At 43.6% G+C, this 553-nt stretch carries 1 protein-coding gene and 1 pseudogene; both read left to right on the top strand.

Going from position 1 to position 553, the window contains the following annotated elements; all coding sequences use genetic code 11:
- The coding region (locus ABN217_RS19135; protein ID WP_349459835.1) for an LptF/LptG family permease at positions 1-377 on the top strand (377 nt) is incomplete at its 5' end.
- Positions 377-553: pseudogene (locus ABN217_RS19130) on the top strand (LptF/LptG family permease); the annotation flags it as partial. The gene ABN217_RS19135 and the pseudogene ABN217_RS19130, both read left to right, overlap by 1 nt.

Genomic DNA, 553 nt, shown 5'->3' with positions numbered 1-553 from the left:
CCAGTAATGACAAAGTTGAACAGAAAACGATGTTCGAGCTTTGGAAAGCCAATGATCCTGACTCGAATGCAGAATTTCATTGGCGTTTAACCATCGTATTCTCTGTGGTGGTAATGGCACTGATGGTTGTACCTCTTAGTGAAGTCAACCCTCGTCAGGGGAGAGTGCTTAGTATGCTCCCTGCGATGTTGTTGTATCTTATATTCTTTCTGTTACAAAGTACGCTACGCAACAGTGCAGAAAAAGGTGATGTCGACCCGAAATATGCCTTATGGGCGGTTAACTTAGGTTACCTTGCTCTTGCGGTAATTCTTAACTTATGGAATACCGTACCAATGCGCCGTTTACGTGTCAGATTTAATAGAGGGGCTGCCTAATGTTTGGTGTTTTAGACAGATATATTGGACGCACGATCCTCAACTCTATTTTAATGACCTTGTTCCTACTGGTATCCCTTTCAGGGATCATTAAGTTTGTTGAGCAGCTGCGTAAGGTAGGCGATGGCGACTATACTGCGTTAGGTGCAGGGGTATTTACATTGTTAAGTATCCCC

This window comes from Proteus sp. fly-1067 (assembly GCF_040139345.1).
Lineage (GTDB): Bacteria > Pseudomonadota > Gammaproteobacteria > Enterobacterales > Enterobacteriaceae > Proteus > Proteus vulgaris_B.
This window is presented reverse-complemented; position numbering and strand designations above follow the sequence as displayed.